This window comes from Pseudarthrobacter sp. NIBRBAC000502771 (assembly GCF_006517215.1).
GTDB classification, from domain to species: Bacteria; Actinomycetota; Actinomycetes; order Actinomycetales; family Micrococcaceae; genus Arthrobacter; species Arthrobacter niigatensis.
Genome location: NZ_CP041187.1, coordinates 445,953 through 466,644, shown reverse-complemented (window position 1 = coordinate 466,644; position 20,692 = coordinate 445,953). Strand labels below are relative to the sequence as shown.

Sequence of the window (20,692 nt, the reverse complement as noted above, 5' to 3'; positions counted from 1 at the left end):
CCGTTCGGCCTGTTGCCGGGCGCGGATCTCCCGCTCGATGTGTTCGATCAGGCCGCACATTGTTCCTCCTTGTGGGTGCAGGTGGCGCTGGTGGCGAGTGCTTTGAGTTTGCCGAAGTCGATGCGGCCGGCGCCCCATTGGAGTTCGAGTTCGAACGCGAGTTTCATGAGTGCTTCTTGGGCTTCACACATTGGGGCTCCTTTGCCGGCGTGGGTACTGGTTGGCGGTAGTCAGGTTGACGGACGGAGCGGCTCATGAGTCACCACGCAGGGCAGCGGCACGGGCGCGAAGCCATTCTTGGCTATTGGTGGCGTTGTCGTAGGCCTCGACCGCTGCGTTCTCTTCGTCGTTGCAGGACTCCTCGGGGTAGCTGCTGAGTCTTTCGAGGCCGTCCATGTCGTTGGCTGCTTCTTCGAGTGCTTCGGCTTTGGCGTCGGCCACCAACCCAAACCCCGCAGCAGACAGGGCGTCTGAAACGTGACGGTTGTGGGAGGCTCGGCTGTACGCGCCCTTGCTCAGGAACCCACAGGAGCATCGCGTGTAGCCTTCGCCCCGAATCACAGGGCTGTTCTCCATCTCGTGCTCGGCCAGCACTTCGGCCATGGTCTTCGCGGTCATTCTGGTGCCTCCCACGGTGTGGCGGTGACTTCTCGACGGACAATTCGGGCGGTGTTGACGAACGTGAACTGCCGCCTAACTTCGAGGTCTTGCTCGGCGTCCTCCCGGGTGCGGAACTGGAAGACCTTTGTCAGCAGTCTGTCCGGAGCGATTCTGAGGCGGGCCGTGATTTCGACGCCCCATTCGGTCGTGGTCGTAGACTCGTTGCTCTCCACGTCGTGGGCGCGCACGTACTCAGCCACGTCCGTCTCCCTTCGCAGCAGACACAGCGGCGCGGATCAGTCGTGCGCCTTCCAGGTAACCGATGCTTCGGCCTTCGTTCCGGTTGGAGTAAATGGAGCCGTTGTAGCCCTTCGCTTCGATTGCCGCGCCGCGTGTTGCGAGGTCACCGGCAACAGCTTCCACCCGTTCGAGTGCTTCGTGTGCTTTCCGTAGCTCAGCCAGCAGGTAGGTGCGGTCTTCGTCTGTGATGTTCCGTACCGGCCACTCGGCGGCACGTGCGGCGCGGGTTTCGATTTCGCCCACACGCGGGTCCGGGGCCGTCATGGCTTGCTCCTTTCAATGGCTTCCACCCACTGGACGGCAACAGCTGCGACCTGGATAAGCTCGGCCTTCAGTTTGATGTGGTCCGCTTCGGCCAAAGCTTCGAACACCTCTTCCAGCAGAATGTCCTTCCACGTCACGCTGCCGCGCCTGGCATTTTTGTCGGTGGCCAGCTTGGCGACCGCTGCGAGCTCAACGGCTTCGTCTTCGCCCAGTTCCGCGTAAGTGAGCGAGTCCATCTCTCCCAGAGGGTAGGTTTCCGGGCCCGTCCCGTTTTGGTGGTTCTGTTCGCCCCATTTAGCGGTCTGCTGGATTCGCTCATTGGCGACTTCCAGAAGCGCCTTGCTTCCCGCGAAGGTTTCGTACTTTCGGTAGCCAGCGGCGATAATCGCGGCGGCAGTTCGGGCCGCGTACACGTCGTTAGGCCCGCATGATACCGGGCCCCCATCGAAGGCTTCAGGGCTCTTGATGATGTCGGTCAGTTCGTCGCGTTCGGTGCTCATGCTGCCTTCCTAGGCTTTGCGGGTTGGTGGACTTGCAGCCGGCCGAAGTACTCGACGCGGGGTTCCCATTCGCGGGGCCGGTATGTGGCCTTCTCGTCCTCCGTCAAATCCCGGTAGTGGCGTGCAGCGGGCTCCCACGAACGGGACTGGAATTCTTCCTGCTCAGTCATCAGAGTCTTCCTCCCGGTTCACCAGCGCTTGGAGGACCCCGACGAGTTCACGCAGGACCCGGAAGTTGTCCGGGGTTTCCGGGACGGAGAGGGCCAAGGACAGGGCCATGGTGGGGGTCATGACGCCTCCCTCAGTTCCCAAGCGACAGACTCCCGGAGGTCCTGCTTGACCAGGGCGGGCAGCTGCGCCCACCGCTCCGGGGTGTAGCCGTGGTGCGCGGCGATGAGTTTGTCCTGCGGGGAGACGGGCGTTTCGGCCCGGTGTTGGGGCCGGCGGCGGCGGAAGTAGCGGAGCATTGGGAGACCTTTCGTGCTGGCCGCCCCGGGGGTTTGCTCACCCGGGGCGGCTCTTTTGGTTATACGAACAGTCTACCCCTTTGTTCCCCAAAGTTACATACTTTTGGGGAAGAAAACTCAAGAAAGTTCCGTAACCGTCAACACCAACGCGGCAGGCCCCTTACCCCCATGCCGCATATCCGGGCCCTCCACATGCGCGTGGTCGTCGTCCACCAGGAACCCGGCCTCCACGAGCCCATCAACCGCGGCCTTGACCGTGGGCCACAGGTTGTTTGGGTCATACCTCCCGCCCCGTGGTTTCCACACGTGCGCGAAGATATGAACCCGCCCCGTGAACGGCTCCCACCCCAGGGAATGGATCTTCTCCGAGGCCGCGGCACGCCACGCGGCGGTCAGCTTCGCCTGCTGCATCCGGTGCAACCGCTGGTTCGAATTGATCCATGCGGCCGGGGCCTCCAGCGCCAGTGTGCAGACCCGCATCAGAAGCCCACAACGCTCGACAGTGCGGGCCGCTCCTGAGCCTGCCTGAACGCCGGGTACTCACGGTCCTCCACAGGCGAGACGTGTTCCTCAACGGCCTTGGAATAGTGTCCGCAGAACTTCAGCTTGAACGAACCAGTCACGCCGGAACGGTTCTTCGCCACCCGCACATAAAGATCCCCCGGCTGGTTCATCAAATCCCGGTGTAGCAGAAGCACCACATCCGCGTCCTGCTCAATCGCCCCGGAATCCCGAAGGTCCGACATCACCGGTTCCTTGTCCGCCCGCTGTTCAGACCCGCGGTTCAACTGCGCGAGAACAATCACTGGGACGTCCATCTCCTTGGAGAGAACCTTGAGTTGCCGTGACATGTCAGCGATGAACTGGTGGCGTTCGCCCCGATACCCGAACGGGGTGGACATTAGTCCGATGTAGTCAATGACAATGGCCTTCAGTGGGCTCTTGCGGTTCACCGACCGGGCGTGGCGTTTGATGTCCGTGATGGACAGGCTTGGGTTGTCATTCACGTACAGCGGCATCCGGTGGAAGTCCGGTTCAGACGCGATGATCTTATTCGTGTCCCGGGCCAGCAGTGCGTCGTCCCGCAGCCTTTGGTAGGGGATGTGGAGTTCGGACGCCAGGAGCCGCTTATTCAGGTCATCTTTGGTCATTTCCATGGAGTAGAACGCGACAGCCCCGTGACGAGCGATGCCCTGCGCGAGCTGCAAACCAATCACGGTTTTCCCGACAGCAGGCCGGGCGCCGACCACGTACATGGCCCCACCGCGGACCCCGGCAATGGCGTGGTTCACCGAAGACCACGGGGTGGGGATGAACGGGGCCTTGTCGGCTTCCATTGACCGGAGGGTTTCGTAGATGCTCTCACTGAATGACACGACTTTCTCCCCGGCGGCCCGGGAAACCCCGTCAACAGCCTTCCGCGCCTGCTCCACAAGCTCGTCTTCATCCCCGGGCTGCTCAGCCAGGTCGGCTACCTTCAGGCCCGCAGAAGCGATCCTGCGGCGCACAGCCTCCCGCGCCACGATCCGGGCGTACTCGGGACCGTTACGGTAGCTGTGGGCCGCGTCCCCACACTTGGGCAGGTAGTCGTTGCCGACTGCCCGCAGCGTCTCCCCGTCACGTTTCAAAGCCTCGAACACGGTGGCGTAGTCAGCCGGCTCATTCCGGGCGTACAGGTCCACGATGGCACGGAAGATATTCCCGTTGGCCGGCCGGTAGAAGTCGCCCGGTTCCAGGATGTCCATGACATCCGGGATGGACTTGTTGTGCAGCATCATCGCGCCAAGGACGCTCATCTCGTGTTCTGCGTTGTTCACTGGTCAAGTCCTAACGTCCATCCGGGCTGCCCGGTATGTTCTGGGAGTTCATCGGCCCACCGGCCGGCGTTGAGCCATGTTGCCGGGAGGGCGAGGTACTGGCGGTCTTTGTCCCTGGTGGCAGCCGCGTAGCGGTCCACGCCTTCAAGGAGTGCAGGGAGGTCAACGGTCTTCCGGGCTTTAGCGAAAGCTTTCCGGGCCGCTTCCTTGGCTTCCTTCTTCGGATACCGGGAGTACCACTGGTCGAACTCGTCCGGCGTGCTGGACAAGTCTTTTTTCCTTCCCCCTTCCCTTTCCCTTTCCGTACGGAGTCCTACAGAATCCTCTGTACTGATCAGTGAAGGCTCTGTAATTTGAGGGGCACGAACCGCTTGTTTCCGGGGATTTTCTCCCGCCGGGATCAGTTCAATGGATGAATATTTGGACTGCGAAGGGTTAGACACCTTCTGGTGCTTGGACCATTTGGCTACGTGCAGGACTTGTCCAAATTCGGAGTCGAACAACTCGACGGCGCCAATGGAAATAAGACTCTGTATTCCTCTAGAGACCTCTAGAGAATCCCCCGGGAAGATCTGCATCTTGATCCGCTTGGGCGAGTACGGCATGTAGCCCTCGTCATCAGCGAAGTTCCAGAGACCGATGAACAGCAACCGTTCCCAGGTCTCCAGCTCCACGAGTTTCTCGTCCGTCCAGAAGTCCGGCTTGATATTTCGTATCCGCGCCATCAGAGTGTGGCCTCTTTGCGTGGACCCTCCATGAGTGCCGCTGCCCGCTCCCGCGGGATGCACAGCGCCGCCGCTACCGCGCTATCTGACAGGCCATACTCGGCGCACAGGTGCAGCCGCTGGTCAAGGTCGCTGGCGGCCGTGATGTCCTCCCAGAACAGGTCATGCGCTTCACCGTGGCCGCTGAATCCTGAGTCGGCAAACTCTGACCACGTTTTCTTGCTGGCGGTGTCTTTGATGTACTGGCGGACCCAGCCCTCGGTATGCCCGAGCACTTCCCCGATTTCACGGTGGGACAGGCCGGCGTTGCGGGCCATCTGGACGTACCGCGCCATTTGCAAGCGCTGATCAAGCTCTTGGACGCGTGCGCGGCGCAGCGCATACTGCGCATGTTCCTTCGCGTTGAGGCTTGTCGGTGCTGGCCCTGCGAGGAGTTCAAGGGTTACGATATTCATGGATTCACTTTCATTCTCAACGGGTGGGTGGATATGGGCCGGAAGCTGCGAACTTCCGGCCCTTTTCGTTGGGCTTTACGCTCTCTCGATTGTACCTAAGAGTTCCCAAGTATTACCTAGTTTTGGGGCGTGTCGGTACGCGGAGTTACCAAGAGTTGGTATGTGGGGTTTGCCTGGCTCAGGCAGCGTTACTCGCGTAGTAGGCTGCCCGGTATTCGGCCCGCGCCGCCTGGCACGGATCACACACCGGAACGCCATGACGGATGTGGCGTGAATAGCCGGCGATCGTCCCGCATTTGTCGTCCTGGAACTCGCGCACCACCAGGCCTGCGCCATGCCGTGCCTTGAGCTCCCGGCGGTACTCATCGGCCCCGTCGCGGCACGGTTGGCAGGGCGGCATGATCCCGTGGTTTTGGTGCTGCTTGTAGCCGGCGTTCGTCCCACACTTGGTGGGGTCGAAAGGGGCCCGCCCGGTTACGGAAACTTCATCCACTGGCTCGTCAGCGTCGCGGATGGTCCCGCGGTACACGTAGCCCATCAGAAACCACCACCCAAAACCTCGGCGGCCTTACGCTGCAGCCAGCGCTGCTCCCCGCCCTGCACGAAAGTCCAGCGCTGGCCCGGGAAGTACTTTCGCAGCGTCTCCCGGGCAATACCCGTCGTCCGTTGCACTTCCCGCTGGGACGCGCCATCCTCGAACAGCCTGCGGGCACGGTCAAGATCCTCCGGCGTCACCGGCGCCTTACTACGACTCACGCCGCCACCTCCAGCGAACGGAGGTTCTTCATAGTCCGGACGACGTCGCCGCGCCCGTACCGGTGGCACAGCCGCTCCAACGCGCCCATGTTCTTGAAGCCCAGACGTGACAGGATCTCCGACTGGCCGGCTCCGGTCCGGATCAGGAACTCAATGTCCGCGATCCGCTCCTCGCCGTGGACAAGGGGAGTTTCCTCGAACACTGCCGGCATGGTGGCAGGGTCATCAATGGTCTCGTCATCCCAGGCCAGCGGAGGAAGCCAGCCGTGCTCCTTCGCGTAATTCCGCGACCGTGCCGCGCTGATCCGTTCCCGCCACTCGTCGCCGGTCTGCGGCTGGTTCCAGAGTTCCTCGTAAAGCGCCTTGACCTTCCGCGCTGTTTCGGCCTGCACCATGGCGGATTTGATAGTGCGGTTGAAGTTCCCCGGTGCCATGCCCAGACGTTCCCCGATCTTGGACTGTGACCAGCCGATCGTGACCAGCGCCTGAATCCGCCGGCGGGTTCCGGTCGCATCCACGCTGACCGTCTTTCCCAGGTTGCCGAGGTTCGGCTTCACAGCCAGAACCCCCTTTGCTACGTGCTTCTCCGTGCGGGCCCGCGGTGGCATGTTCCGGGTCTGGTCGCCGTAAAGGATTTTGCCAAGTGTCGCGTTCGATACCCCGGCGAGGGCGGCGATGCGCTTGAGGCCGATGCCGTAGGCCATCAGCTTGACGATGTGTTCCCTGACCGGCTGGGCGTCCACGCGGCCACTGTCGTAGCGTCCGTAAGCCTGCAGCCGGGAACGTTCAGCCTGCACCTTCCGGGATGCTTCCGTGCACTCCGGGCAGCGGCACTTGTCCACCACATAGGCGGTGCGTGTTCCGTGCTGGTGGTTGGCCTGCTTGCACTGGCAGTCGCGCTTGACCCGGGCGTTCATGCCGCCCTCCCGTTGATGAGGATGTGGGCGGTGGAACGGTCGCGGCCCATAGCGTCTCCGGTGCGCTGGTAGGTGGCGCCGGCATCGATGGCTTGGCGGCCTACTTCTTTGCGGAGTTCGGCCAGTTCGGCGAGGTGTTTGGCTTGTGCGTCGTACGCTTCGGAGACCCTAGCCAACAGGTTTAGTAAAACGTCTGGATTAGTTGTTGCGTTGGACTCAGGCGTAGTTGTATTCTTCATACAGAACCATTTCCTCCCAGTGAATGGTTGCCCGTCTCGATGTTGACGCAACGAGGCGGGCCTCTTTTGTTTTGTTTGCTGGTAGTAACATTCTACGCGATTGTTCCCCAGTTTGCCTAAGCAACACGGCAAAAATTACCCGTGTCGGCCAACTTTTGTACTCAGTGTTCCCCACTCCGACTACTTGGGTGAGGAACTTCCCGGGCACAGCAAAAGGGGCCAGGAACGAGTAGTCCCTGACCCCTCAGAAAGTGCCGGCTAGAACGGGGCTTCCCCGTCATTACCCCAACCGCCGCCAGTGGATGCCGCAGCGGTCTGCTGCCCGCCCCACTCGCCGCCGCCGTTGTTGCCGCTGCGCTGGGTGCGGTTCACCTTCGCATTCGCATACCGCAAGCTGGGCCCGATCTCGTCAACCTCCAACTCGATCACGGTCCGCTTCTCGCCCTCCTTCGTCTCGTACGACCTTGACTTCAGCCGGCCCGTGACGATGACGCGCATGCCCTTGGTCAGGGACTCGGCCACGTTCTCCGCCGCCTCCTTCCAGACAGCGGCCCGCAGGAAAAGCGTCTCGCCGTCCTTCCACTCGTTGCTGTTACGGTCGAACGTGCGGGGCGTCGACGCAAGGGTGAAGTTCGCAACGGCTGAACCGGACGGGGTGAACCGGAGTTCGGGGTCAGATACCAGATTTCCGATGACGGTAATGGTGGTTTCGCCGGCCATGTTTACTTGCCTCCAAGTGCAGAGAGGACAGCGCGGTCGGCAATGCAACGGCGGCACCCCACGGCGTCCGTCTCCCGATCGTGGTCAAACGGACCGTCGTAGGTGTCGCTGGGCAGATTGCTCACGATGTGCTTGGTCAGTGTTTCCATGTTTGTTTACGCTGCTTTCTTCTGTGTGATTACTCGGTGATAGGTGTTGTCGATCAGGTTCCAGGTGCCCGAGGCGAGGTCGTAGAACGGGGTTTCCTCCGGGGATTCCCAGCGGGAGATTTTCCAGCCGTACTCCCGGGCCGCGGACGCCCACTTGCTGTCGGACTCGATCAGCCCGTTGACCAGTGAGCACATGACAAGGATGTTCGCTGGACGGTCCAGAACCTTGGATCCACCCATGCCGCGCCCGGCCCGGTGCTGCGGGACGAACGTATCCTCCCGGCCAACACAGCCACAGACGCAGTGGAGATCGCGGGCAAGGTACAGGGCGAACTGGCGGCCGTTCATGCGGTCGGTTCTTCCAGGGGCTCGTCCTCTGCCTTGGAAACCACCAAGTCGTGCACGCCCGCGATGTGTTCCACCTTGTGTTCGTCAGCTTCAAGAGCTTTGCCGAGCTCCGTGGACTTCGGCAGGTACGGGGCCAGCGCACGGATGCCGGACTTCCGGGCCATCTCTTCCTCATTGGTCGCCCACGGAGTTTTCTCCCAGCGGTCCGGCCGCCGGGCGATGACCTTCTCCTTGGGCAGGTAGGCCCACACTGTGCCGGCGCCCTTGATCTTGGCTAGAGCAATGACGCCCGTCCACTCCCGCGTCTCCTCGTAGTCGGCGGGGGCCCAGTCAAAGAACCGTCCGCGTTCGCTGTTGGCGCCGTGGTCGAACTTGTCACCCTTGCGGACCAGGAGGGATTCGATCTTCTCAATACGGCCGGACCGGTACGCCAATTCGATATACCCCTGGTACCCAATGATTGGGAGGCATGTCCAGACCTCGACCCAGTTGTCGCCGTCCTTTTTCGAGACCATGCGGGGAGTGAGGTGGAAGTGACCGAGGGCGGGGCCGATCTCCAGTTTGAGCTGCGCAGCCAGCATGATCCCGCCCAGCAGCGAAGCGGGGGTGGCCTGCTGGAGCTGTGGGGATGCCGACACGCTACTGATGGCAGCGCGGACGAAAGCGGCGGAGTTCATGGCGCCAGCCAGCTGCGTTTCGATGGCTGCCTGCTGTGCCTGGATGAGGTCGCGGGCGGTGGGGTTCTTGCGCTGCTCAACGGCCTTGGCGGCGGTTGCTTCTGCGAGCTGGCTAGTCATTGTCCTTGGCCTTCTTCCGGAGGAATGTACGTGTGGGGGCCCCGGTCTTCAGGTACTTCGGGTACAGGTCGGGGTGGTCTGCTTGGAATGCTTTGTCATCGAACTTGGTGCTGCCCTTGCGAGGCCTCCACGTGAAGAGGGTTTCGCCGCGGTAGGTGAGCTCGACGGCATCTTTCATGGCGATCTGCAGCTGAAGCTTGATGGCGTCCAGTTTGGTGTTCAGTTCCGTGGCTTCTGCCTGCATCAGCCCGTACGTGCCCCAGAGCTCGTACAGGGCCTCTCCGCCCTCAACCTTGATGCCGGTGTCGCCGGACCAGAGGGAGGCTGCATCGTCTAGGGTGATGGGCTCCGGCGGTACCTGTGCGAGGATATGGTTCTCCCAAAAGTCCCGCGTCAGCCGTACCAGCTGCTCATGGAACTCCCGGTCCGCTGGCACGGTGTAGAACTCCGGTGTGTTGCCGCCATGAAGGACCACGAGGTAGCCGTACGGGGCCCCCATGATGAGGATCTGCTGCTGGATCTGGATCTGGTAGTTCAGCGGGATGCCCTCCTTCCAGGTGTCCGCCATGAAGGCGTCGGAGGACTTGATCTCCAGGGGAACCACGACGTCGCCCGCGTTCACGAGCCGGTCAGGGGTGGCCAGCAGCCAGGGGAACTCCTCGGACCGGATCAGCCCTGGGGAGGGGATGACATCAAGGTTCTTTCGTTCCCTCACCCACTGGGCGATGGGCTCCTCCAGACGGTGGCCCCAGTCCTGCCGGTCCGACATAGCGTCATCGATTGAGTCAGAGAGCTTGTCGAGGTAGACCGAGAGCGGGGTACCCCATTTGGAGAGGCCGAGGACGGCGGCTGCGTCGGAGGCGCCGAGGCCCTGCTTCCTCATCCGGAGCCAATGCGCGGTGTCCGGGGCCGGGTCCAGAACGGTGTACGTCATCGGGTCATCTCCACGTAGGTAGCTGTGATTCCAAGGTCACGGCCGCCGCAAGCGCGGGCGGCCTCTTTAGCGCGGTACTCGTCCTGGCCGTAGGTGCCGATGACTTCCCCGGTCTCGCCGTAAACGATCCACTCCCCTTCGGGGAGGTCGTCTTGTGGTTCCCAGCTCATTGGTCTGTCTCCTTGGTCTGGTCGATGTCGTCGCAGTGGCAGTTACCGGTGCAGGTGTGTTGGTGGCAGTTGGGGCACTCGGCCTGGCCGCGGCAGTAGCAGCTCATCGGTCGCACTCTTCGCAGGTGCCGGGGCGGTGCATGAGGTGGGTGTCGTGGCGGCGGGCCGGGCCGATCGCGGCGGCGGAGAAGCCGGCGAGGACGCAGCAGGCGAGGATGCCCAGGGTCTGGATGCCGTAGAGGATCATGCCGCCAACTCCCAGCGGGTGGGAACCCCGGCGACCATGAAGTCGATCTCCCCGAACATCGGGGTGGTGATCCAGGACCGGACCTGCTCCCGGTTGTCCACCGTGTACGCCCCGTTGAGTTCCAGGTATTCGTGGGTGCCGTTCTCCAGTTGGCGGAGTTCGAACGCGTACCCGATGATGACGTCAAGGTCGGCCCAGTTGATGTCCTTGTCGATGAGCCAGGAGATTTTGCGAGCGAGGGACTGGAGTTCGGCCTCTGAGGGGCCGTGCGCGGAGCATTCGGCGGTGAAGCGGAGGGCTTCGGCGTAGATGATGTTCGCGGCGGTGTCCTTGTCGAAAAGGTAGCCGTGGCTATCATGGGATGAGTTCATTGCAGTCTCCTTGTCGGTGTTGCAGTGGCTGGGGTCCGGGAGTCGGTAGCTTCCGGACCCTGCTTTTGTGTATGGGAACAATCTAGCACGGTGTTCCCTAAAGTTACTAGCTTTTAGGGTCAGAAAAGGAACTATCGTCCAAAACTTCCCACATCCCGATAGGCCGGCGCTCCACCACGAACCCCGTAAACCCGTGGTCCAGCGCGTCAGCGAGGCACCCCTCCAGGGTGTGGAACCCGCACGAGAGCGTCACATCCCCGGACCGGGCCGCGTACTCCCACCCCGCCTGCTCCACCCACCCCGACCGGACCACAGCCTCCACGGCGGCGCGGGCTTGGACGTCCAGGAGTTGGTCGGGGGAGTGCGCGGCCCCCTCAGCGTCGTTGATCGCCTGGCGTACAGCAGGGAACAGGTCGCTCATCGGTTCGCCAATTCCAGCAGCACGTCCGCGTGGCATGGTGCATCCAGCCGGCAGAAGCAAGCGAGATTCTTTCCTCGCAGATCGGCAAGGAACTCCGGGTCATGTGTGAGCTGGTATTCGGTGCTGTTCCGGAAGCTCTCGATGGCCTGTTCTACGGTCAGGGGTTCGTGTGGTTCTCGGTTGATCAACCCGCCGGGGAGGACGGTCCAGCCGGTGCTGCCTTCTTTCCACGGGTTGCCCCAACGTCCGGGGCGTGTCACGTTCACGGTGTTCTCGGGCATCCGCCAGCCCTTGGTGCGCTTCCGCTGCACCCGGACCGGGCTCATCGGTTCACCCGTGGTTGCTTGGCCCGGTACGCCTCAACATCAGCGAACGGGATCCGAATATGGTTCGACTGATTCCCCCGGCCCGTCTTGTACGCGCCAGGGAAGTCCCCGGAGCGTGCCATGGTGCGGACGGTTTCCGGGTGGAGACCCAACCGTTCAGCGACTTCCTTCACCTTCAAGTCCGGGGTCACGCCGTCACCTCGTGGGGGAGGGACAGTGCCTCATGCCCGGCATAGAACGACGCCTCAGGGAAGCGCGTGAACACTTCCGCGCCTTGTGGTGTCTCAACGATCCAGAAACGCTTCGACGGCTTCTGCATATCGCAGCAGTCACCCTTGCACTGGTACACCTTGATCGGCTTCATGATTTGCTTCCTTCGTAAGCTCCGACCACCAGGGAGATGCGATGGAGTGTCGCAAGCTCCGGCAGTACGTTGTCGTAGTAGTAGTTGAGGATCTGGCCGATCTGCTTCATGGCCTCTTCGGCGGTCATGCTGCGGCCCTCCAGACGCTAACCAGGGAGCCCCGGCGCTGCGGCCGGCGCGACTTCCGCGCACCCACCCACCGGATCACCCCGTCCTTCGCAGCCTCACGGAACAGTGCACCCCACATGGACGAGTTCGGCGGTTCCCGCAGGTCCGCCCGCTGGGTGAGGTCGTACGCATCGAAGGGGTGGCCCATCCCCGCTACCTTCTCCAGCGCGGCGCGGGCGTCAGCTTCCCAGTCAAGGTCCTCGAGCGCGATCGCCTGGCTCATGACGCCTCTTTCGCTGTCACGCACGCCTCGCACTTCAGGAACTCTGAGGTCATCCATGAATCGACCTCGAATGACCACTGGGATTCTCCGCACTTTGCGGTGATCCGGTCGTCGTACCCGCCAGGAGCGGTGGCAAAGTTGGAGCGCTTGGTATCGCCGGTAAATGGGATGAGGTGCAGTTTCTTTGCCTTGCTGCGCTTGCCCCAGGCGAAGCCTTCAGGCGCTGACTCATCCGGCACGCCCCACTGAGGAGTGTGTGGGCACTTGCCGCCGAGGGCTATAACGGCGTCTGGGTGATGCATCAGCTTGAAGGTGTAGCCGCGGGCCTTCTCTCGCTTCCTGATCGCGGCGCTCTCGTAGAACTCCTTCCATGCGCTCTCCTCATCGGGGACGAGGAAGTTGCCGGACTGGGCAACCAGCACGCCGCACTGGCAGCCGCACGGTGAAAAGTGGGCCCAAGTCAGTTCGCTGGCGGGTACGGGCTTCCCGTCAACTTCGAGGTAGACGTTCATCGGGTGGCCTTGACGTTGGGGCGGATGACTGAGGGGGCTACGCCCAGGTAGTCGGCGGCTACACGGAGCTGCGCGTCAGACATTCCCCGGCGGCCGGACTCCATGTGCGTCACCCCCACATGGGTGGTGTAGCCGAGGGCGTTCGCCAGTTGCTTTTGGCTGATGCCGCGGGAGAGGCGGACGGCGCGGAGGTTCTCTCCGGTGGCGGCGGGGTCGGGGTCGTTGTGGCGGGGGCGTGGGCCCCGTTTCTTCTCGGTAGTCATATAGGGAACTTTACGGAACTCTATCCAACTTTGCAAGAGAGGCGCGGGAACAATGCCTGAATAGTTCCGCAACAACAAAGCTGTAGTTTTCGAACATACTTTCGAATAGGGAAGAGCGCCCCGAATTTTGGGAAGAGTTACCCTAAAACCGCCGCTTGCTTCCTCAAACAAACTGGCCGATTCTTAGGAAGTGGAATACACCGAAGCACTCAAAACCATCGGCCAACTCGTCCAAAAAGGACGCCTTGAGCTCACCCTCGCCCAGCAACCCTTCGCCAAACAAGCAGAGGTAGACCTGAAGACCCTCCGCTCCCTCGAAAAAGGCGAACGCGCCCCATGGGACACCACCCAAAACAAGGTAGAAAAGGCCCTGGGCTGGCGCCAGGGCGTCATCCGGGAAGTGCTCGACCACCACGAAATCATCCCCGCAGAATCCATCACCATGGACTACATGCGCGACGGCGGCGGCGAAGCATCATGGGCCGACCTGTCCGCCGAAGAAGAAGACAACACCCGCCCCGTAACCCGCGCCGGCCTACTCACCAACGAGGAACTCATCGGGGAACTTGCATACCGATTACGTCACAAAAACCGGGGTATAGCGGGCGCGTTCCTACCCTAACCGCAGGGTCCGACAATGTTGCAGCGTATATGCCGGTTATGGAACTTTGGGGAACTGGCCTTATCCTAATTTTGCCCTGCCACCCGGCGGGCTATTCACTGGGGAAAGACCATCATGCTCAGCACTATCAACACCGTCTCACAGGCCATGCACGACCGCGCACACACCTTCTACGGCACCACCTGCCCGGAACGGTGCGACGACGCCAAGAAATGGGCCGCCCGCCGGCTCATCACCCCCCGGGCGTTCCTCACAGCCCGCAGGGTCTCCCGCGACCTCGACCACCTGGCCGAGCTCCTGGAAGTCACCCCATCGGACGTGTGCAACTACATCGCCTCCCTGGACCCTGACGAGTGGCTGATCATGGCCCGCCTCACCGGCACCACCAAGGGGCCCTGCGATGGCAACCGTTGAAGACAGGTGGACCCGGAAAGACCGCACCCGCACAGCGGAGTACGGGAAGGGGCTCCGCTGGCGTGCCGTATGGACCGAAGCCGGCAGGGAACGGAAGAAGTCCTTCGCCACCAAGGACGCCGCCAAAGCACACCTGACCTGGATCGAACACAACCAGCGCTCAGGGACCTACGTCTCCCAGGACCGTGGCCGGGTCTACGTCAAGGAGATCCTGCCCGACTGGTTCGCCTCCCAAATCCACCTCAAAGCCTCCACCCGGCAAGCCACAAAATCAGACCTCGCCTTCACCATCACCCCCTACTGGGGTGACTGGATACTGGCTGACATCCGCCGCTCAGACGTCCAGGAATGGGTGTCCGGGATGGACAAGGCCCCCACGACGGTGGAGACGATCTACGGCCGGTTCAGGACGTTCCTGAACTGGTGCGTGCAGGAGGGGCGGATCGTCGTCTCGCCCGCCAAAGGCGTGAAGATGCCCAAGGCCAGCAAGAGGCCACACACCTACCTCACGCCCGCACAGGTGCGCCTCCTGGCCGGGACGATCCAGCCGCACTACTCCCGGTTCATTTGGGCGCTGTCCCTCACCGGGATGCGGATCGGGGAACTCACCGAACTCCGCTACGGAGACATCGACCGGCGACGGCGCCGTGCGAACGTCACCCGGGCTGTGGCCTGGGTAAACGGGACCGCCGTCGTCGGCACCCCCAAGTCCAACCTGGGCCGGGAAGTGCCCCTCTCCAACAAAGTCCTGGAGGTCATCGGGGACGGTCCGCCACGGGACCTGATTTTCACCTCTCCGCGGGGGATGCGGCTGAGGCCCAACAACTTCCGGAGCAGCGCGTTGAAGAAAGCTGTGGCGGCGGCGTGCGAGGCTGACCCTGCGTTCCCGCCGGGGATGTACGCCCATGACCTGCGGCACACCGCCGCGTCCCTGGCGGTCAGTGCCGGCGCGAACGTCAAAGCCCTGCAAAGGATGCTGGGGCACGCCAACGCCTCACTGACCCTCAACCTCTACGCCGGCCTCTTCGATACTGACCTCAACGAGGTGGCTACGCGGATAGACGGACTGTTTTCGGCAGGGGAGGATTAGTCTCACGGCCCCGACGGCGACGGTTCACGATCATACTCACGGCGCTTTGGGTCACGCCGAAAGCCTCAGCTAGTTCGCGCTGCAAATAGGCTCCGCTGGAGTACAGGCCACGGATTTCATCCACGTTCGCGTCAGGCAGCTTGTGGACCCCGCTCCGCTCACCGTTTGCAGACCGCCGCTTACGCGCCATGTCGTCTGCGTTGTCTTGGTGGGTCCCGGCAAACAAATGGGCAGGGTTGATGCAGGGCGGGTTATCGCAGGCATGGCATACAACGGCGCCCTCTGGAAGATCGCCTATCCAGGCTGTGTACGCGGCCCGGGTTGCCAGCATTGGGCGGGTGCCGCCGGTCGCCAACTGGCCGTAGTTGTTGCCGTTCCGCGAGGCTTTCCACTCCCAGCACCCGGACTCGGTGACGGTCCATCCGTGGTGTCGGAGCCGTTCGTCCAGCGTTGCGTCCGTGTGGATAAGCTTCCGGTCGTAGTCAGCGAGCTTGCCGTGCTTCGTCACCCACTGGTAGTGCTTGCCGCACAATCCACGCCGTAGCCTGCCGTCATTGGCGCAACCGTCGAACTTGCAGGTAGCCTTGTCCATAGCGAATCCTTCCCGATTCGTTCACGGCCCCGGAGGTTTCCAGACCTTGCGGGGCCTTCACTTTGCGCTGACTCTCCCTAGTTCCTCCCTGGGAGGCTAAAGTCCCCAGTAACGGCGGGGTTTAGACCCACTGGAACGGTGTCCGCCTTGACGGATCGCTGCCGGACGGGATGGTCCGGGACATGGTGGAGGACTCGTACGACCTGGTGGTGGCAGGCTTGAGCCGGAAGCAGCAGGAGCAACTGGGGTGGGCACGCCTCGGGAAGGCAGGCAGCAGTGACTGACAAGGCAACTGCCCGGCTCGAATACCCGGGAGTGGGAAGCACCGAAGAAGGGAGTGCCCCCGAAGGATACGACCGTGTCCTGCAGGAGGTCCGCCTGGGCACCGGGCTGGATACCTACCGGCGCGTGGCGGACGGCATCCTCGCCTGGGAACTGCAGCGGCGGGCGGGGCTCCGGGTCCGGGCCGACTCGCCCCGGGCCGTGCCGGGGGCACACGTGGTGAGCGGATTCGGCGTCGGGCCCTTCCGCCTGCCGGCACCCTGCCAGGTCGTGTGGGTCCATGATCCGGTGCCAGGCGGCATCCCGCAGTCCGCCGGTTTCGGCTATGGCACTTTGCCCGGCCACCCTGCCCGCGGGGAGGAATCCTTTGAAGTGGAGATCGACGGCCAGGCGGAGGTGTGGCTGCGGATCCAGGCCTTCAGCAGGCCCGCCAACTGGTTCTACGCCGCCGGCGGACTGGTGACCCGCGCGGCGCAGCGCTACGTTACTTCCCGGTACATTGAAGGGGCACGCAGTCTCGCCGCGGAAGGAAAATCCCATTGATCTTTATTGTCGTCAAGTTCAAGGTCAAGCCCGAGTGGTCCGAGCGCTGGCCGGAGCTCGTGGCAGACTTCACCGAAGCCACCCGCAAGGAACCGGGCAATCTCTGGTTCGACTGGTCCCGCAGCCTGGATGACCCCAACGAATACGTCCTGGTGGAAGCTTTCCAGGATGACGCCGCCGGCGACCACGTGAACAGCGACCACTTCAAGAAAGCCATGGCGGACATGCCCCAGGCCCTCGTTGAGACGCCGAAGATCATCAGCCGGCAGCTCGACGGCGAAGGCTGGGACCTCATGGGCGAACTCACCATCGGCTAGGGGCTGCCATGTGGATCGGCTGGACCGAGTTCGACATCCTCCTGGGCGACGTGCACAGCCTTAAGGAGAAACGTTCCGTGGTCCGGCCGCTCCTGGCCGAACTCAAGCGCCGGTTCGAGGTGTCCGTAGCGGAGGTGGGGGACCACGGCCAGTACCGGCGCACCCGGCTTGGCGTTGGCCTGGTGGCAGCGGACCGGGCGCACGTCGTAGAGGTGCTCGCCGCCGTCGAACGCTTCGTGGCCGGCCGCCCGGAGATCGAGCTGCTCAGTGCCCGCCAGCGCGAGCTCCACAGCGAGGACTGAACCGGTCCTTAAATGCGGACGGACACCCAAAGCCTCCTCTAAGGGCTTGAGTGTCCGTCCGCGTTCTGTGGGGCCTAGCCGAAGTACTTCGGCAGCGTCCCCTCGTGGGCTTCGCGGAGGGCGTCCAGGGGCAGGCTCTCCACGCCATTGATGTCCAGGGTGCCGCTCGCCGCGTCCACCACACCAATGCGGGTGTGCGTGAAGCCACGGGCGGTGCACATGTCCGTGAAGCGGATCTCCTCCGACCTCGGGACACCCACGATGGCGCGGCCCTGGGACTCGGAGAAGAGCGCCGTGAACAGGTCCACGCCGTCCCGGTCAACAACATCCTGAAGGGCAATCCGGGCACCCACGCCGTAGCGCAGCGAGGACTCCACCAGCGCAGCTGCAAGGCCGCCCTCGGAGAGGTCGTGCGCGGCGTCGATCATGCCGTCGCGGGAAGCGTTGATCAGGATCTCGCCCAGGGCGCGTTCGGCCTCGAGGTCCACCTTCGGCGGCTGGCCGCCCAGGTGGCCGCGCATGTTGGCCCACTCGGAACCGTCCAGCTCGGCGCCCGTGGTGCCCAGCAGGTAGATGGCCTGGCCGTCCTCGCGCCAGCCCGACGGCGTGCGCCGCGCGACGTCGTCGAGCTTGCCCAGCACCGCCACCACGGGGAGGGGTGGATGGGCGTGGTGCCCGTCTGGTTGTACAGCGAGACGTTGCCGCCGGTGACGGGGATGCCCAGCACCATGCAGGCGTCGGACAGGCCGCGGATGGCCTCGGCGAGCTGCCACATGACGTCCGGGTCCTCGGGGGAGCCGAAGTTCAGGCAGTCGCTGACGGCCATGGGGATGGCGCCCGCGGTGGCGACGTTGCGGTAGGCCTCGGCCAGTGCCAGCTGCGCGCCGTGGTACGGGTCCAGGTAGGTGTAGCGGCCGTTGGCATCGGTGGCCAGGGCAACGCCCAGGCCTGACTCCTCGTCAACGCGGACCACGCCGGCGTCGTCGGGGAACGCCATGGAGGTGTTGCCGCCGACGTAGCGGTCGTACTGGTTGGTGATCCAGGCCTTGGAGCACATGTTCGGCGAGGCCACGAGCTCGGTGACGGCCGCGGCGAGCTCAGCAGGGGCGGCCGGACGGCCGGCGTCCTGCACCGAGCCAGTGAAGGTGTCCGCCTGCACGGCGTCCTGCCACTCGGGGCGGGCGAACGGGCGGTCGTAGACCGGGCCGTCGTGCGCCACGGTGCGGGGATCGACGTCGACAATCACGTCGCCTTCCCACGTGATGATCAGGCGGCCGGTGTCGGTCACCTCGCCCAGCCAGGAGTACTCCACGGCCCACTTGTCCATGACGGCCTCGAACGCTTCCACGTTCTCCGGCGTGACCACGGCCATCATGCGCTCCTGCGACTCGGACATCAGGATCTCGCCCGGGGTCAGCGTGGGGTCGCGGAGCAGGACGGAGGTCAGCTCGACCTGCATGCCGCCGTCGCCATTGGATGCAAGCTCCGACGTGGCGCAGGAGATGCCTGCGGCGCCGAGGTCCTGGATGCCTTCCACCAGGGAGCCCTTGAAGAGCTCCAGGCAGCACTCGATGAGCACCTTCTCCGCGAAGGGATCGCCCACCTGGACGGCGGGGCGCTTGGAGGGCTTGGTGTCGTCGAAGGACTCGGAGGCCAGCACGGAGGCGCCGCCGATGCCGTCGCCGCCGGTGCGTGCACCGAACAAAACCACCTTGTTGCCCTTGCCGGAGGCGTTGGCCAGGCGGATATCCTCGTGGCGCATGACGCCGACAGCCAGGGCGTTGACCAGCGGGTTGCCCTGGTAGACGGAGTCGAACACCATCTCGCCGCCGATGTTCGGCAGGCCCAGCGAGTTGCCGTAGCCGCCGATGCCCGCCACGGCGCCGTGCATGACGCGGGCGGTGTCCGGATGGTCGATGGCGCCAAAGCGCAGCGGGTCCATGACGGCGACGGGACGGGCGCCCATGGAGATGATGTCGCGGACAATGCCGCCGATGCCGGTCGCGGCGCCCTGGTAGGGCTCAACGAACGACGGCGAGTTGTGCGATTCGATCTTGAAGGTCACGGCCCAGCCGTCCCCCAGGTTGGTCACGCCGGCGTTTTCGCCGATGCCCACCAGCATGTCCTTCTTCATTTCCTCGGTGACTTTCTGCCCGAACTGGCGCAGGTGGTTCTTGGAGGACTTGTAGGAGCAGTGCTCGCTCCACATGACGGAGTACATGGCCAGTTCGGCGCCGGTGGGGCGGCGGCCAAGGACCTTGACGATCTCGTCGAACTCGTTCTGCTTCAGGCCAAGTTCCGCCCAGGGCAGCTCGGTGTCCGGAGTCTTGGCAGCGTTCTCGACGGTGTCGATGTTGAACTTCTTGGTGGTTTCGGTGGTCACTTGTCGCCTCCCACAATCTTGTTCAGGACGGAGGTGAAGAAGCCGAGGCCGTCGGTGTCGGAACCGCCGATGCCATCGAGCGATTCGGGGCCGAAGCCCGGTTCCACGGCGTGCTCGGGGTGCGGCATGAGGCCCACCACGTTGCCTGCTGCGTTGGAGATACCGGCGATGTCGCGGCGGGAGCCGTTCGGGTTGAAGCCCACATAACGGAAGACGACGCGGCCCTCGGCCTCAAGGGCGTCCAGGGTTTTCTCGTCAGCGATGTACTGGCCGTCCTGGTTCTTCAGCGGGATGGTGATTTCCTGGCCGGCCTGGTAGTCCAGCGTCCACGCGGTGTTGGTGTTCTCCACGCGCAGCACCTGGTCGCGGCAGAGGAACTTCAGGTGGTCGTTCTTGATCATCGAGCCGGGCAGCAGGTGCGATTCGGTGAGGATCTGGAACCCGTTGCAGATGCCCAGGACGGGCAGCTTGGCGTCGGAGTTGGCGGCGTCGATGATCCTGGACATCAGCGGCGCGAAGCGGGCAATGGCGCCGGCGCGGAGGTAATCGCCGTAGGAGAAGCCGCCGGGAATCACGACGGCGTCCACGTCACCAAGTTCGGTGTCGCCGTGCCAGAGTTCGACGGCGGTGGCACCGGCGAGGCGCACGGCGCGGGCAGCGTCCCGGTCGTCAAGGGTGCCGGGGAAGGTGACGACGCCGATGCGGGCGCCGGCGAGGCGCGGTTCCGCCGCGACAGCGACAGCTTCGCCGATCAGGGGAAGTTCAGTCATCTCAGGCCTCGACGACCTCGACGTTGACGACGTCCTCGATCACGGGGTTGGACAGGAGGGTTTCGGCGGCGTCACGGGCCTGGGCCAGGATTTCCTCGGTCACCTCGCCGTCGACCGTCAGTTCGAAACGCTTGCCCTGGCGGACAGAGCTGAAGCTGGTGAAGCCCAGCCGGGGGAGAGCGCCAACGATTGCCTTCCCCTGGGGGTCCAGAATCTCGGGCTTGGGCATGACGTCAACAACGATCCGGGGCATCCGGCAACTCCTGTGCGTGAGCTTGGGTAAGGGCGCAGCGGAGTGGTGCCGTCTCACGCCGTACCGGTGTG

40 protein-coding genes and 2 pseudogenes are annotated in these 20,692 nt (G+C 63.6%); 7 read left to right on the top strand and 35 right to left on the bottom strand.

All coding sequences use genetic code 11. The features are described 5' to 3' along the window. Positions 1–47 precede the first annotated feature (47 nt). The 31 genes from NIBR502771_RS20645 to NIBR502771_RS02040 all read right to left on the bottom strand — a co-directional run bounded on the left by NIBR502771_RS20645 (position 48) and on the right by NIBR502771_RS02040 (position 13,053). Positions 48–191, bottom strand: coding sequence for a hypothetical protein (locus tag NIBR502771_RS20645; RefSeq protein ID WP_168225711.1), 144 nt, complete (start codon positions 189–191; stop codon positions 48–50). Positions 192–252: 61 nt separating this feature from the next. Then, positions 253–618, bottom strand: coding sequence for a hypothetical protein (locus tag NIBR502771_RS02155; protein ID WP_141158264.1), 366 nt, complete (start codon positions 616–618; stop codon positions 253–255). Then, positions 615–860: a hypothetical protein gene (locus tag NIBR502771_RS02150; RefSeq protein WP_141158263.1), complete on the bottom strand. Its 246-nt coding sequence runs from the start codon at positions 858–860 to the stop codon at positions 615–617. Before NIBR502771_RS02150 ends, NIBR502771_RS02155 begins: the two co-directional genes overlap by 4 nt. Next, positions 853–1,164: a hypothetical protein gene (locus NIBR502771_RS02145; protein WP_141158262.1), complete on the bottom strand. Its 312-nt coding sequence runs from the start codon at positions 1,162–1,164 to the stop codon at positions 853–855. The genes NIBR502771_RS02150 and NIBR502771_RS02145 overlap by 8 nt, the downstream gene beginning before the upstream one ends. Then, positions 1,161–1,664 (bottom strand): hypothetical protein, encoded by a 504-nt coding sequence (locus tag NIBR502771_RS02140; protein WP_210411299.1) that lies wholly within the window; start codon positions 1,662–1,664, stop codon positions 1,161–1,163. The genes NIBR502771_RS02145 and NIBR502771_RS02140 overlap by 4 nt, the downstream gene beginning before the upstream one ends. Beyond that, entirely contained in the window at positions 1,661–1,834 is a 174-nt protein-coding gene (locus NIBR502771_RS20640) for a hypothetical protein (protein ID WP_168225710.1), read from the bottom strand. Before NIBR502771_RS20640 ends, NIBR502771_RS02140 begins: the two co-directional genes overlap by 4 nt. Beyond that, positions 1,827–1,955 carry a hypothetical protein gene (locus NIBR502771_RS21095; protein WP_256371466.1) on the bottom strand — a complete coding sequence of 43 codons (129 nt, stop codon included), beginning with the start codon at positions 1,953–1,955 and terminating at the stop codon, positions 1,827–1,829. The genes NIBR502771_RS20640 and NIBR502771_RS21095 overlap by 8 nt, the downstream gene beginning before the upstream one ends. Next, the gene (locus NIBR502771_RS02135; RefSeq protein ID WP_141158261.1) at positions 1,952–2,131 is read right to left on the bottom strand and encodes a hypothetical protein; all 180 of its coding nucleotides are present in this window, start codon (positions 2,129–2,131) and stop codon (positions 1,952–1,954) included. The genes NIBR502771_RS21095 and NIBR502771_RS02135 overlap by 4 nt, the downstream gene beginning before the upstream one ends. Before the next feature lie 117 nt (positions 2,132–2,248). Continuing rightward, complete coding sequence (locus tag NIBR502771_RS02130; protein WP_141158260.1) at positions 2,249–2,611, bottom strand: hypothetical protein; 363 nt, start codon at positions 2,609–2,611, stop codon at positions 2,249–2,251. Next, positions 2,611–3,948 carry a replicative DNA helicase gene (locus tag NIBR502771_RS02125; protein WP_141158259.1) on the bottom strand — a complete coding sequence of 446 codons (1,338 nt, stop codon included), beginning with the start codon at positions 3,946–3,948 and terminating at the stop codon, positions 2,611–2,613. The genes NIBR502771_RS02130 and NIBR502771_RS02125 overlap by 1 nt, the downstream gene beginning before the upstream one ends. Further along, a complete protein-coding gene (locus tag NIBR502771_RS02120; RefSeq protein WP_141158258.1) occupies positions 3,945–4,673 on the bottom strand; it encodes a hypothetical protein in 729 nt (242 codons plus the stop codon). The genes NIBR502771_RS02125 and NIBR502771_RS02120 overlap by 4 nt, the downstream gene beginning before the upstream one ends. Further along, positions 4,673–5,128, bottom strand: a complete 456-nt coding sequence (locus tag NIBR502771_RS02115) for a hypothetical protein (protein ID WP_141158257.1) — start codon at positions 5,126–5,128, stop codon at positions 4,673–4,675. The genes NIBR502771_RS02120 and NIBR502771_RS02115 overlap by 1 nt, the downstream gene beginning before the upstream one ends. 178 nt (positions 5,129–5,306) lie before the next feature. Beyond that, positions 5,307–5,666 (bottom strand): hypothetical protein, encoded by a 360-nt coding sequence (locus NIBR502771_RS02110; RefSeq protein WP_141158256.1) that lies wholly within the window; start codon positions 5,664–5,666, stop codon positions 5,307–5,309. Next, positions 5,666–5,884 (bottom strand): helix-turn-helix domain-containing protein, encoded by a 219-nt coding sequence (locus tag NIBR502771_RS02105; RefSeq protein ID WP_141158255.1) that lies wholly within the window; start codon positions 5,882–5,884, stop codon positions 5,666–5,668. Before NIBR502771_RS02105 ends, NIBR502771_RS02110 begins: the two co-directional genes overlap by 1 nt. After that, on the bottom strand, positions 5,881–6,801 hold the full coding sequence (locus tag NIBR502771_RS02100; RefSeq protein ID WP_141158254.1) for a hypothetical protein: 921 nt from the start codon (positions 6,799–6,801) through the stop codon (positions 5,881–5,883). The genes NIBR502771_RS02105 and NIBR502771_RS02100 overlap by 4 nt, the downstream gene beginning before the upstream one ends. Next, positions 6,798–7,040 carry a hypothetical protein gene (locus NIBR502771_RS02095; protein WP_141158253.1) on the bottom strand — a complete coding sequence of 81 codons (243 nt, stop codon included), beginning with the start codon at positions 7,038–7,040 and terminating at the stop codon, positions 6,798–6,800. The genes NIBR502771_RS02100 and NIBR502771_RS02095 overlap by 4 nt, the downstream gene beginning before the upstream one ends. A gap of 258 nt (positions 7,041–7,298) precedes the next feature. Further along, positions 7,299–7,760, bottom strand: a complete 462-nt coding sequence (locus tag NIBR502771_RS02090) for a single-stranded DNA-binding protein (protein ID WP_141158252.1) — start codon at positions 7,758–7,760, stop codon at positions 7,299–7,301. A 155-nt stretch (positions 7,761–7,915) separates the two neighbouring features. Further along, on the bottom strand, positions 7,916–8,257 hold the full coding sequence (locus tag NIBR502771_RS02085) for a hypothetical protein (protein WP_141158251.1): 342 nt from the start codon (positions 8,255–8,257) through the stop codon (positions 7,916–7,918). After that, on the bottom strand, positions 8,254–9,054 hold the full coding sequence (locus NIBR502771_RS02080) for a recombinase RecT (protein ID WP_141158250.1): 801 nt from the start codon (positions 9,052–9,054) through the stop codon (positions 8,254–8,256). Before NIBR502771_RS02080 ends, NIBR502771_RS02085 begins: the two co-directional genes overlap by 4 nt. Next, on the bottom strand, positions 9,047–9,988 hold the full coding sequence (locus NIBR502771_RS02075) for a YqaJ viral recombinase family protein (RefSeq protein WP_141158249.1): 942 nt from the start codon (positions 9,986–9,988) through the stop codon (positions 9,047–9,049). The genes NIBR502771_RS02080 and NIBR502771_RS02075 overlap by 8 nt, the downstream gene beginning before the upstream one ends. After that, on the bottom strand, positions 9,985–10,158 hold the full coding sequence (locus tag NIBR502771_RS20635; protein WP_168225709.1) for a hypothetical protein: 174 nt from the start codon (positions 10,156–10,158) through the stop codon (positions 9,985–9,987). Before NIBR502771_RS20635 ends, NIBR502771_RS02075 begins: the two co-directional genes overlap by 4 nt. Before the next feature lie 103 nt (positions 10,159–10,261). Further along, on the bottom strand, positions 10,262–10,405 hold the full coding sequence (locus NIBR502771_RS20630; protein WP_168225708.1) for a hypothetical protein: 144 nt from the start codon (positions 10,403–10,405) through the stop codon (positions 10,262–10,264). Further along, on the bottom strand, positions 10,402–10,776 hold the full coding sequence (locus NIBR502771_RS02070; protein ID WP_141158248.1) for a hypothetical protein: 375 nt from the start codon (positions 10,774–10,776) through the stop codon (positions 10,402–10,404). The genes NIBR502771_RS20630 and NIBR502771_RS02070 overlap by 4 nt, the downstream gene beginning before the upstream one ends. 106 nt (positions 10,777–10,882) lie before the next feature. Next, positions 10,883–11,197: a hypothetical protein gene (locus NIBR502771_RS02065; RefSeq protein ID WP_141158247.1), complete on the bottom strand. Its 315-nt coding sequence runs from the start codon at positions 11,195–11,197 to the stop codon at positions 10,883–10,885. Continuing rightward, the gene (locus NIBR502771_RS02060) at positions 11,194–11,478 is read right to left on the bottom strand and encodes a DUF4326 domain-containing protein (protein ID WP_246839785.1); all 285 of its coding nucleotides are present in this window, start codon (positions 11,476–11,478) and stop codon (positions 11,194–11,196) included. The genes NIBR502771_RS02065 and NIBR502771_RS02060 overlap by 4 nt, the downstream gene beginning before the upstream one ends. Before the next feature lie 41 nt (positions 11,479–11,519). Then, positions 11,520–11,645, bottom strand: coding sequence for a hypothetical protein (locus tag NIBR502771_RS21185; RefSeq protein WP_371706648.1), 126 nt, complete (start codon positions 11,643–11,645; stop codon positions 11,520–11,522). 65 nt (positions 11,646–11,710) lie between these two features. Continuing rightward, the gene (locus NIBR502771_RS20625; protein ID WP_168225707.1) at positions 11,711–11,887 is read right to left on the bottom strand and encodes a hypothetical protein; all 177 of its coding nucleotides are present in this window, start codon (positions 11,885–11,887) and stop codon (positions 11,711–11,713) included. After that, entirely contained in the window at positions 11,884–12,015 is a 132-nt protein-coding gene (locus NIBR502771_RS21090) for a hypothetical protein (RefSeq protein ID WP_256371465.1), read from the bottom strand. Before NIBR502771_RS21090 ends, NIBR502771_RS20625 begins: the two co-directional genes overlap by 4 nt. Next, positions 12,012–12,278, bottom strand: a complete 267-nt coding sequence (locus tag NIBR502771_RS02050; protein ID WP_141158244.1) for a hypothetical protein — start codon at positions 12,276–12,278, stop codon at positions 12,012–12,014. The genes NIBR502771_RS21090 and NIBR502771_RS02050 overlap by 4 nt, the downstream gene beginning before the upstream one ends. Continuing rightward, on the bottom strand, positions 12,275–12,790 hold the full coding sequence (locus NIBR502771_RS02045; RefSeq protein WP_141158243.1) for a hypothetical protein: 516 nt from the start codon (positions 12,788–12,790) through the stop codon (positions 12,275–12,277). Before NIBR502771_RS02045 ends, NIBR502771_RS02050 begins: the two co-directional genes overlap by 4 nt. Then, the gene (locus NIBR502771_RS02040; RefSeq protein ID WP_141158242.1) at positions 12,787–13,053 is read right to left on the bottom strand and encodes a helix-turn-helix transcriptional regulator; all 267 of its coding nucleotides are present in this window, start codon (positions 13,051–13,053) and stop codon (positions 12,787–12,789) included. The genes NIBR502771_RS02045 and NIBR502771_RS02040 overlap by 4 nt, the downstream gene beginning before the upstream one ends. Positions 13,054–13,243: 190 nt before the next feature. On the opposite strand from NIBR502771_RS02040, the gene NIBR502771_RS02035 reads away from it, so the two are divergent. From NIBR502771_RS02035 to NIBR502771_RS02025, 3 genes are all read left to right on the top strand, one after another. After that, the gene (locus NIBR502771_RS02035) at positions 13,244–13,675 is read left to right on the top strand and encodes a transcriptional regulator (protein WP_141158241.1); all 432 of its coding nucleotides are present in this window, start codon (positions 13,244–13,246) and stop codon (positions 13,673–13,675) included. A 114-nt stretch (positions 13,676–13,789) separates the two neighbouring features. Continuing rightward, a complete protein-coding gene (locus NIBR502771_RS02030) occupies positions 13,790–14,089 on the top strand; it encodes a hypothetical protein (RefSeq protein ID WP_141158240.1) in 300 nt (99 codons plus the stop codon). Beyond that, positions 14,076–15,179, top strand: a complete 1,104-nt coding sequence (locus NIBR502771_RS02025; RefSeq protein ID WP_141158239.1) for a site-specific integrase — start codon at positions 14,076–14,078, stop codon at positions 15,177–15,179. The genes NIBR502771_RS02030 and NIBR502771_RS02025 overlap by 14 nt, the downstream gene beginning before the upstream one ends. Here NIBR502771_RS02025 and NIBR502771_RS02020 read toward each other — a convergent pair. Next, entirely contained in the window at positions 15,139–15,771 is a 633-nt protein-coding gene (locus NIBR502771_RS02020) for an HNH endonuclease (RefSeq protein ID WP_141158238.1), read from the bottom strand. The genes NIBR502771_RS02025 and NIBR502771_RS02020 overlap by 41 nt on opposite strands. Before the next feature lie 125 nt (positions 15,772–15,896). On the opposite strand from NIBR502771_RS02020, the pseudogene NIBR502771_RS02015 reads away from it, so the two are divergent. From NIBR502771_RS02015 to NIBR502771_RS02000, 4 genes and pseudogenes are all read left to right on the top strand, one after another. Next, positions 15,897–16,055 (top strand): annotated as a pseudogene (locus NIBR502771_RS02015) (MmcQ/YjbR family DNA-binding protein); the annotation flags it as partial. Then, a complete protein-coding gene (locus NIBR502771_RS02010; protein WP_141158237.1) occupies positions 16,048–16,596 on the top strand; it encodes a DUF1990 family protein in 549 nt (182 codons plus the stop codon). The pseudogene NIBR502771_RS02015 and the gene NIBR502771_RS02010, both read left to right, overlap by 8 nt. After that, positions 16,593–16,913, top strand: a complete 321-nt coding sequence (locus tag NIBR502771_RS02005; protein ID WP_141158236.1) for a putative quinol monooxygenase — start codon at positions 16,593–16,595, stop codon at positions 16,911–16,913. The genes NIBR502771_RS02010 and NIBR502771_RS02005 overlap by 4 nt, the downstream gene beginning before the upstream one ends. 8 nt (positions 16,914–16,921) lie before the next feature. Further along, positions 16,922–17,215, top strand: coding sequence for a DUF503 domain-containing protein (locus tag NIBR502771_RS02000; protein WP_141158235.1), 294 nt, complete (start codon positions 16,922–16,924; stop codon positions 17,213–17,215). A 74-nt stretch (positions 17,216–17,289) separates the two neighbouring features. Here the strand turns inward: NIBR502771_RS02000 and purL are convergent. From purL to purS, 3 genes and pseudogenes are all read right to left on the bottom strand, one after another. Further along, positions 17,290–19,598 (bottom strand): annotated as a pseudogene (gene purL / locus NIBR502771_RS01995) (phosphoribosylformylglycinamidine synthase subunit PurL). After that, a complete protein-coding gene (purQ, locus tag NIBR502771_RS01990) occupies positions 19,595–20,368 on the bottom strand; it encodes a phosphoribosylformylglycinamidine synthase subunit PurQ (RefSeq protein WP_141158234.1) in 774 nt (257 codons plus the stop codon). Before purQ ends, purL begins: the two are co-directional and overlap by 4 nt. Position 20,369: 1 nt before the next feature. Next, positions 20,370–20,621, bottom strand: coding sequence for a phosphoribosylformylglycinamidine synthase subunit PurS (gene purS / locus NIBR502771_RS01985; protein WP_015935902.1), 252 nt, complete (start codon positions 20,619–20,621; stop codon positions 20,370–20,372). Between the last annotated feature and the right edge of the window lie 71 nt (positions 20,622–20,692).

Excerpts from the sequence above, each read along its gene's own strand:
- NIBR502771_RS20645 (WP_168225711.1), bottom strand. The coding sequence starts at position 191 with ATGTGTGAAGCCCAAGAAGCACTCATGAAACTCGCGTTCGAACTCGAA.
- NIBR502771_RS02155 (WP_141158264.1), bottom strand. The coding sequence starts at position 618 with ATGACCGCGAAGACCATGGCCGAAGTGCTGGCCGAGCACGAGATGGAG.
- NIBR502771_RS02145 (WP_141158262.1), bottom strand. The coding sequence starts at position 1,164 with ATGACGGCCCCGGACCCGCGTGTGGGCGAAATCGAAACCCGCGCCGCA.
- NIBR502771_RS02140 (WP_210411299.1), bottom strand. The coding sequence starts at position 1,664 with ATGAGCACCGAACGCGACGAACTGACCGACATCATCAAGAGCCCTGAA.
- NIBR502771_RS20640 (WP_168225710.1), bottom strand. The coding sequence starts at position 1,834 with ATGACTGAGCAGGAAGAATTCCAGTCCCGTTCGTGGGAGCCCGCTGCA.
- NIBR502771_RS21095 (WP_256371466.1), bottom strand. The coding sequence starts at position 1,955 with ATGACCCCCACCATGGCCCTGTCCTTGGCCCTCTCCGTCCCGGAAACC.
- NIBR502771_RS02135 (WP_141158261.1), bottom strand. The coding sequence starts at position 2,131 with ATGCTCCGCTACTTCCGCCGCCGCCGGCCCCAACACCGGGCCGAAACG.
- NIBR502771_RS02130 (WP_141158260.1), bottom strand. The coding sequence starts at position 2,611 with ATGCGGGTCTGCACACTGGCGCTGGAGGCCCCGGCCGCATGGATCAAT.
- NIBR502771_RS02120 (WP_141158258.1), bottom strand. The coding sequence starts at position 4,673 with ATGGCGCGGATACGAAATATCAAGCCGGACTTCTGGACGGACGAGAAA.
- NIBR502771_RS02115 (WP_141158257.1), bottom strand. The coding sequence starts at position 5,128 with ATGAATATCGTAACCCTTGAACTCCTCGCAGGGCCAGCACCGACAAGC.
- NIBR502771_RS02110 (WP_141158256.1), bottom strand. The coding sequence starts at position 5,666 with ATGGGCTACGTGTACCGCGGGACCATCCGCGACGCTGACGAGCCAGTG.
- NIBR502771_RS02100 (WP_141158254.1), bottom strand. The coding sequence starts at position 6,801 with ATGAACGCCCGGGTCAAGCGCGACTGCCAGTGCAAGCAGGCCAACCAC.
- NIBR502771_RS02095 (WP_141158253.1), bottom strand. The coding sequence starts at position 7,040 with ATGAAGAATACAACTACGCCTGAGTCCAACGCAACAACTAATCCAGAC.
- NIBR502771_RS02090 (WP_141158252.1), bottom strand. The coding sequence starts at position 7,760 with ATGGCCGGCGAAACCACCATTACCGTCATCGGAAATCTGGTATCTGAC.
- NIBR502771_RS02085 (WP_141158251.1), bottom strand. The coding sequence starts at position 8,257 with ATGAACGGCCGCCAGTTCGCCCTGTACCTTGCCCGCGATCTCCACTGC.
- NIBR502771_RS02080 (WP_141158250.1), bottom strand. The coding sequence starts at position 9,054 with ATGACTAGCCAGCTCGCAGAAGCAACCGCCGCCAAGGCCGTTGAGCAG.
- NIBR502771_RS02075 (WP_141158249.1), bottom strand. The coding sequence starts at position 9,988 with ATGACGTACACCGTTCTGGACCCGGCCCCGGACACCGCGCATTGGCTC.
- NIBR502771_RS20635 (WP_168225709.1), bottom strand. The coding sequence starts at position 10,158 with ATGAGCTGGGAACCACAAGACGACCTCCCCGAAGGGGAGTGGATCGTT.
- NIBR502771_RS20630 (WP_168225708.1), bottom strand. The coding sequence starts at position 10,405 with ATGATCCTCTACGGCATCCAGACCCTGGGCATCCTCGCCTGCTGCGTC.
- NIBR502771_RS02070 (WP_141158248.1), bottom strand. The coding sequence starts at position 10,776 with ATGAACTCATCCCATGATAGCCACGGCTACCTTTTCGACAAGGACACC.
- NIBR502771_RS02065 (WP_141158247.1), bottom strand. The coding sequence starts at position 11,197 with ATGAGCGACCTGTTCCCTGCTGTACGCCAGGCGATCAACGACGCTGAG.
- NIBR502771_RS02060 (WP_246839785.1), bottom strand. The coding sequence starts at position 11,478 with ATGCCCGAGAACACCGTGAACGTGACACGCCCCGGACGTTGGGGCAAC.
- NIBR502771_RS21185 (WP_371706648.1), bottom strand. The coding sequence starts at position 11,645 with ATGGCACGCTCCGGGGACTTCCCTGGCGCGTACAAGACGGGCCGGGGG.
- NIBR502771_RS20625 (WP_168225707.1), bottom strand. The coding sequence starts at position 11,887 with ATGAAGCCGATCAAGGTGTACCAGTGCAAGGGTGACTGCTGCGATATG.
- NIBR502771_RS21090 (WP_256371465.1), bottom strand. The coding sequence starts at position 12,015 with ATGACCGCCGAAGAGGCCATGAAGCAGATCGGCCAGATCCTCAACTAC.
- NIBR502771_RS02050 (WP_141158244.1), bottom strand. The coding sequence starts at position 12,278 with ATGAGCCAGGCGATCGCGCTCGAGGACCTTGACTGGGAAGCTGACGCC.
- NIBR502771_RS02045 (WP_141158243.1), bottom strand. The coding sequence starts at position 12,790 with ATGAACGTCTACCTCGAAGTTGACGGGAAGCCCGTACCCGCCAGCGAA.
- NIBR502771_RS02040 (WP_141158242.1), bottom strand. The coding sequence starts at position 13,053 with ATGACTACCGAGAAGAAACGGGGCCCACGCCCCCGCCACAACGACCCC.
- NIBR502771_RS02030 (WP_141158240.1), top strand. The coding sequence starts at position 13,790 with ATGCTCAGCACTATCAACACCGTCTCACAGGCCATGCACGACCGCGCA.
- NIBR502771_RS02025 (WP_141158239.1), top strand. The coding sequence starts at position 14,076 with ATGGCAACCGTTGAAGACAGGTGGACCCGGAAAGACCGCACCCGCACA.
- NIBR502771_RS02020 (WP_141158238.1), bottom strand. The coding sequence starts at position 15,771 with ATGGACAAGGCTACCTGCAAGTTCGACGGTTGCGCCAATGACGGCAGG.
- NIBR502771_RS02000 (WP_141158235.1), top strand. The coding sequence starts at position 16,922 with ATGTGGATCGGCTGGACCGAGTTCGACATCCTCCTGGGCGACGTGCAC.
- purQ (WP_141158234.1), bottom strand. The coding sequence starts at position 20,368 with ATGACTGAACTTCCCCTGATCGGCGAAGCTGTCGCTGTCGCGGCGGAA.
- purS (WP_015935902.1), bottom strand. The coding sequence starts at position 20,621 with ATGCCCCGGATCGTTGTTGACGTCATGCCCAAGCCCGAGATTCTGGAC.